This window comes from Streptomyces sp. Ru73 (genome assembly GCF_002920575.1).
GTDB lineage: Bacteria > Actinomycetota > Actinomycetes > Streptomycetales > Streptomycetaceae > Streptomyces.
In genome coordinates, this window is record NZ_PQSQ01000100.1 from 21,076 (window position 1) to 27,338 (window position 6,263).

General features: G+C 77.1%; 7 protein-coding genes. 2 read left to right on the top strand and 5 right to left on the bottom strand.

Annotated elements, in window-relative coordinates; genetic code table 11:
- Positions 1-20: 20 nt before the first annotated feature.
- Complete coding sequence (locus C3486_RS30460; RefSeq protein WP_103836038.1) at positions 21-290, top strand: hypothetical protein; 270 nt, start codon at positions 21-23, stop codon at positions 288-290.
- 107 nt (positions 291-397) lie between these two features.
- Here C3486_RS30460 and C3486_RS37035 read toward each other — a convergent pair whose 3' ends face one another.
- From C3486_RS37035 to C3486_RS30485, 5 genes are all read right to left on the bottom strand, one after another.
- On the bottom strand, positions 398-2,788 hold the full coding sequence (locus C3486_RS37035) for a LuxR family transcriptional regulator (RefSeq protein WP_146075089.1): 2,391 nt from the start codon (positions 2,786-2,788) through the stop codon (positions 398-400).
- A gap of 148 nt (positions 2,789-2,936) precedes the next feature.
- The gene (locus C3486_RS30470) at positions 2,937-3,422 is read right to left on the bottom strand and encodes a DUF1269 domain-containing protein (RefSeq protein ID WP_103836039.1); all 486 of its coding nucleotides are present in this window, start codon (positions 3,420-3,422) and stop codon (positions 2,937-2,939) included.
- A 63-nt stretch (positions 3,423-3,485) separates the two neighbouring features.
- Positions 3,486-3,980: an RDD family protein gene (locus tag C3486_RS30475; RefSeq protein ID WP_103836040.1), complete on the bottom strand. Its 495-nt coding sequence runs from the start codon at positions 3,978-3,980 to the stop codon at positions 3,486-3,488.
- Complete coding sequence (locus C3486_RS30480) at positions 3,977-4,720, bottom strand: hypothetical protein (protein WP_146075090.1); 744 nt, start codon at positions 4,718-4,720, stop codon at positions 3,977-3,979. Before C3486_RS30480 ends, C3486_RS30475 begins: the two co-directional genes overlap by 4 nt.
- Positions 4,721-4,818: 98 nt before the next feature.
- Positions 4,819-5,334: a DoxX family protein gene (locus C3486_RS30485; RefSeq protein ID WP_103836043.1), complete on the bottom strand. Its 516-nt coding sequence runs from the start codon at positions 5,332-5,334 to the stop codon at positions 4,819-4,821.
- Positions 5,335-5,611: 277 nt separating this feature from the next.
- Between C3486_RS30485 and C3486_RS30490 the strand changes: the two genes are divergently transcribed.
- On the top strand, positions 5,612-6,263 hold a 652-nt coding region (locus C3486_RS30490), incomplete at its 3' end, for a 4'-phosphopantetheinyl transferase (RefSeq protein WP_103836044.1).

The window sequence follows — 6,263 nt, forward strand, 5'->3', positions numbered from 1 at the left end:
ACCCTGTGCCGGCTGCCGCAATGACTCCGACGTCCGCTCTCTTCGACCTGCCGTACGCCCCGCTCGCCAAGAAGCCGCTGCCCGCCGGCCGACCGCGTGAGTGGTACATCGCGCACAACCGCCGGCTGAAGGCCATGCGTCTGGCCATCGCGCTGCTCGACTCCGGTGTGCACACGCCGGACCGCGCGCCGAACCGGCTCATTCGCGACACCGCGGCGCTCATCGGCATCCACCGCCCGTCCGACACCACCTGCCACATGGTCCGCACCCTGATGCGCTACACCCGCTGACACCACTCCTGACGGAAGGGGCGGGCCGGTCCTCCGGTCCGCCCCTTCCGCGTGCGTACCCCGTGCGGGCCGACGGGCGGTCAGGCCGGCGGCCCGCACGGGGTACGTCAGGCCGGCGGCCCGCCGTTGTGCTGCGGCGGCCCGCCGTCGTGCGCGGCCGACGCGGCTACGGGCTCCAGCGGTGCCGGCTGCGGCAGCAGGCCCAGTTCGCGGGCGCGGCGGACGGCGGCCGAGCGGCGCGTGACGGCCAGTTTGCGGTAGACGCTCTTCAGGTGGGTCTTGACGGTGTTGGCCGACAGTTGCAGCTCGGCCGCGATCTCCTCCGTGGTCAACGTGCGTGCCAGGTGGGCCAGTACGTCCCGCTCCCGGTTGCTGAGCGCGACGGCCGGCTGCCGGGCGCGGTCCTCCGCCTGGCCCGGCGCCGACGGGTCACGGGCCTGGACCGGGCGCCCCGTGCCGGCGAGGCCGGTCCAGGCGCGTACGGCCTGCAGCGCCGCGTGCGAGCGGTCCGTGGGGGAGCAGACGGGCAGCGGGGGCCGCTGCGCGGCCGCGGCGAGTTCCGCCGCGGCCCGGAACCGGCCGCGCACCGCCGCCAGCAGGGCGAGTTCGATGAGGCAGTCGCGGCGCAGTGCCCCGTTCCCCGCGGCACCGGCCGCCCGCAGCCCGGCCGTCAGGGCGCTCTCGGCCGCGGCCTGCCGCCCGAGCCGCAACTCGGCGCTGCCGCGCACCAGCAGGACCAGCGCTCGCAGTTCGGGCCGGCCGGCGAGCGTCTCGCGGGGGAGGAGGGAGAGGAGCCGCTGCGCCTCGGCCGCGGCTTCCGGGGCCGAGGCCGGGTCCCGGTACCGCTCCAGCTGCGTACGGATGACCGCGTGGGCGATGCGGTGCCGCAGGAGCGGATCGTCACCGGCCGCCGAACCGCCTCCGGCGGGGCCGCCGTTGTCCGGCCCGGGGTGCGCTGTCGGACGGCCGTACGCCGCTGGAGTGCCCTGCGCGGTCGGGCCGGGGCTGAGCCGTCGTTCGGCGCGGGTCAGGGCCGCTGCGCAGGCCGGGAGGCTGCCGTCCGCCAGGGCGCTTGCCGCGGTGACGAGGGCGGTCTCCGGTGGCTCGGGTTCCGGTGCCGGATCGGCGGGGCCGGGCAGCAGGTCGCGGGGCAGGCGGGTGGCGGTCAGGCCGAGTACCTCACCGATGGCGAGATGCTGGACGATCAGCCGGTGCGCGTACCGCCGGTCGCCGGCGGCGAGGGCGTGCCGTACCGCGTCCGCGAGCAGCCCGTGGCCGCCCAGCCAGGCCGCCGCCCGGCGGTGCGGTGCCGTGGCGCGCCCCGGGCACTCCGCGGCGAGCCGGCTCCGAAGCGCCTCGCCCGTCATCCGGTGGTACCGGTACCAGCCCTGGCCGCACGGCTCCAGGAACGCGTTCTCCCGTACCAGCGCGGCGAAGTGCCGCCCGGCCCGGCCGCCCGCGACCGCCTCGGCCAGCGCGGCGTCCACCCGGTCCAGGACGCTGGTCGCCAGCAGCAGGCGGCGCACGTCGGCCGGGCGGACGTCCAGCACCTCCTCGGCGACGTACCCGGCGACGGTCTCGTCGGCGCCGCTGAACCGCGCCGCGCACCGCTCCGGATCGGCCTGTTCCGCCATGGCCCGGGCGGCGAGGCACAGCCCGGCGGCCCAGCCCTCCGTACGGCGCGTCAGCGCGACGACGGCGCGGCGGGGCAGCGCGATGCCGTGGAGCGCCAGCAGGTCAGCGGCCTCGCGGTCGTCGAAGGCCAGGTCGGCGGTGCGGAGTTCGGTGAGGCCGCCGGCCAGCCGGTGCCGGTGCAGCCGCAGCGCCGGGTCGCCACGTGCGGCCACCACCAGCCGCAGCACGCCTCCGGCGTGGGTGAGCAGCTGGAGCACCCCGGCGGCACACGGCGAGCCGGCGCCGGCGGGAAAGCCGTCCAGGACGAGCACCACCGGTTCGCGGTGCGCGGCGAGCGCGTCGGCGAGCCGGGCGGCGGCCGCCGGACCGCCCCGCGGGCCGCCGCCCGGCGGACCATGGGTGTCCGGCTCCCGTACTCGGCCGTCCGGCTCCCGTACCCGGCCTCGCGCGCCAGGTCGAGGACAGGCGGCACCTCCGGGCCCCGTTGACGGCGCGTCACCAGCCCACGGCGGTGTCGCGGTGCCCGCCGCCGTGACCCCCGCCCCCGCCAGCGCTCGTGCCACCCGGTGCCAGAAGAGACCCGGCGGTTCCGCGGTGCCGCCGTACGTGCCGGCGCCGGGCGCCCCGCCGTCGCACGTCACCCGGGCCACCGGGCCCGGCGCGGCACCCGTCAGCGTCCACTCGTCCAGGAGGGCCGTCTTCCCGGAGCCGGGCGGCCCGATGACGACGGTGAGCGGCCCGAGCACCCCGGCGGACAGCCGTGCCACCAGGCGGGGCCGCGGGACGGACGGCCGGTCCGGCGCGGTGCGCGCGGCCCGGTACTGGCCGGGCGGCAGCGGCCGTCGTTCGGCGGAGTGGCCCATCGCCGGCACCTCGCTCTCGGAGCAGGTGTGTCCGACGAGTGTGCCGCCCCCGCGGGAGGGGCGGCACCCGGTACCGGGCCAACTCACCCGGGTGCAGGGCCGCCCGCCCCGGCGGCGGGGCAGCGGCCCCTCGTCCCGGGGGCCGGGCTCACGTCCCCTGAAGGGCGGAAATCAGTTCCTCCTCGCGGTCCTTGGTGAGGGAGGTGCGCAGGACGGTGGGGTTGAAGGGGCGCAGCGCCTCGCGCACCCGGTCCGGGGTCGACCGGCGGACGAGGGCGAAGACCGCCGCCCGGCCCGGCTCCAGGGTGCCCGCCACTTCCTTGATGAACGAGTCGTTCACGCCCACGTCGGTGAGCTTGCCGACGAGCGCGCCGGAGGCGGCGCCCACGGCCGCGCCGAAGACCGGCATCAGGAAGAGCATGCCGAACAGGGTGCCCCACAGGGCGCCGCCGGCCGCGCCCGCCGCCGTGGTGTTGAACGTCTGCTCCACGTGGATCTTGCCGTCCTGCGTCCGCCAGGCCAGCGCGGCGTCCTCCAGGTCGAGCAGTTCCTGCCGGGAGAGTTCCTTCCCGAGCCGCATGACGGCCTCGGCCTTCTCCTTGTCGGGGAAGCCGAGCACGACGAGATCGGTCATCGCAACCTCCTACGGATCCGGTGGATCCCGGGTCCATTGAGCCGTCTCCCGGGCCGCGCGGCGTCACCCGGAACGGGTGAGCCGGTGCCCCGGCGGCCCCGGATACCAGTCGTGGACGACCGTGCTCGCGACGATCAGATCCTGGAGCGACCTGCCGTACCGGCCGAGCGGTATCCAGAGCAGGCCCCAGGGGAACGCGACGCAGAGGACCGCGCGCAGCAGGGCGCGGCCGGGGCCCAGCGGGCGTCCCGACCGGCCGGCCACCCGGAGCCCCATCAGCCGGCCGCCCGCAGTCCGGCCGGCCGTCAGCCAGCTCACGGTGAGGTAGCCGACGGCGAGCACGGCGGCGCACGCGGTGCTGAGCCGGGGCGGCAGATGCGGCAGCGTGAACGGCGGCCCGGCGACCATGAACCGTACGGCCCCCGCGGCCAGCAGCGCCGCGAGCCCGAGCGCGAGCACGGCGAGCGCGTCGACGACGGCCGCCACGGCGCGGGAGACGAGCCCAGCGGCCTGCCCCTGGACCTCGGCCGGGCCGCGCCGCGGGACGGGTGCCGTCACGGCGTCGCCGGGCGCGCCGGTCCGGTGCCGGGTGCGCGGCGTTCACCGGGGGCCGGGGGCAGTGCGGGCGGCGGGCGGCCGTCCCTGCGCAGCAGCCGGCCGGCGGCGCGGTTCACGAGGCGGTCGGCCCGTACGGCCCGGAGGCGGAGGGCGTCGACGGTCTCCTCGGCCATGCCGCCGCCGGTCTCCCGCACGATGCGGCCGATGTCGATCTCGTTGAGCACCGCCTCGACGAGCGGCACCAGGTCGATCCGGGCGATGATCGCGTCGATGTCCACCCGGTCCGCGATCCGGCGCACGTCCACCCGGTCGGCCACCTCGTCGACGTCGACGCGCTGGGCGACCTGGCCCACGTCGACCCGTGCCACCACCGCGTCCACGTCCACCCGGTCCACCACCGACGCCAGGTCCACGCGCGCCACGACGGCGTCGACGTCCACCCGGTCCACCACGGCGTCGAGGTCGACCCGCGCGACCGCCGCGTCGAGGTCGACCCGCGCCACCACGGCGTCCAGGTCCAGTTGGTCGAGCACGGCACCGACCGTGGTGCGGACCGCGGCGCCGAGCGCCGCCCGGACCGCCGCGTGGACGGTGCCGGCCGCACGCCGGGCGCCGCCCGGTACGAGCCCCGGTACGAGCCAACGCGTCGCGGCCAGGCACCGGCTGACGGCCCGTCCGCCCAGGGCCGCCGCTTCGCGCACCGCGCGCCGCCGTACCGCTGCTCCGGGAAGCCGCTCCACCCCGGCATCGCAGCACACCGCCGGGGCCCGCGCCTCATCCGCTACGGGTGAGGGGCGGGCCCGGGCCGGGGGAGGCGGCGGAGAGGCGTACCGGCGCGTCAGCCGACCGGCAGCCGGCTGCTGATCCTGTGTGTGCGGCGGGCCGTGCGGGCGCGCAGCGCCGCCTCGCGGCGGGCCTGCTGTGCCGCGTGCTTGCCCTGCCAGGCGAGCGACGGCTTGCCGTGGGTGTCGGCACCGGCGATCAGCAGCCCGCCGAGCATCGAGAGGTTCTTGAGGAACTGGATGCGTTCCGCGGTACGCGTCTGTTCGTCCTCGGCCTCCCAGAACCGGTGTCCGGCGAGTGTCGTCGGCACCAGCGTGGCGGCGATGGCCAGCGCGGACAGCCGCGGCAGCCGGCCGATCGACAGCAGCGAACCGGCCACCAGCTGGACGCCGCCGCTGAGACGCACGAGCTGTTTCGTCTCCTGCGGCAGGACCGGGACGCGCTCGGCGATCGGCTTGACCACCGGCTCGGCGACCGGAGCCAGCTGCTCGGGGTTGCGGAAGGTCTGGTAGCCCTGGATGACGTAGGTCGACGCCAGCATGGGCCGGGCGAGAAGTCGTAGGAGAAGCATGGCCCACGGGTGCCCCCTCAGGCCCGTCCTCATCCCCCTCTCGTGCGGCCGCCGCCCGGATGGGCCACAGGCGGGCCCGAGCGGTTGCGGCGGGGCGCCGCACTCCGTAAGGCAGCGGCCCCGCCGCGCAGCGGCTTACGGACCCGCTGCCGCGCTTTCACTCCGTGGCCCGCACGGTCTTTACTTCAGTCGTGACCCACGAGACGCCCCGCGCTCCCGACGGCCCCCGGCCGGCCGGCGCACCGGCCGGACCGCGCCGTACCGCCGGGAGCCCCGCATGATCGACAAGCTGCTGCCCGCGCCCGTCGTGACCGCCGAGACGTTCGGTGACGCGCCGCTCGACGGGATGTTCCCCGAGGAGCGGGAGCTGGTCGCCCGTGCCGTACCGAAGCGGCAGCGGGAGTTCGGCACGGTGCGCCGCTGCGCCCGTGACGCGCTGGGCCGGCTGGGCTTCGCGCCCGCGCCGCTGCTGCCGGGGCCCGACCGCGCGCCGCGGTGGCCCGAAGGCGTCGTCGGGGCGCTGACCCACTGCGACGGCTACCGTGCCGCCGCCGTCGCCCGCGCCTCCGACGTGCTGACGCTCGGGCTGGACGCCGAGCCGCACGCGCCGGTGGCCGACCCGGACACGATGCGCCTGGTCGCACTGCCCGAGGAGCGCGCAGACCTGGCCCGGCTGGCCGCCCTCGTACCGGGCACCTGCTGGGACCGGCTGCTCTTCAGCGCGAAGGAGAGCGTCTTCAAGGCCTGGTATCCGCTCGCCCGCCGCTGGCTCGACTTCGACCAGGCGCGGATCACGCTCGACCCCGCGGACGCCACCTTCACCGCCCGCCTCCTCGTGCCGGGGCCGGTCGTCGGGGGCCGCGAGCTCACCGGGTTCAGCGGCCGCTGGCTGATCGGCTCGGGGCTGGTGGTGACGGCCGTGGTGCTGC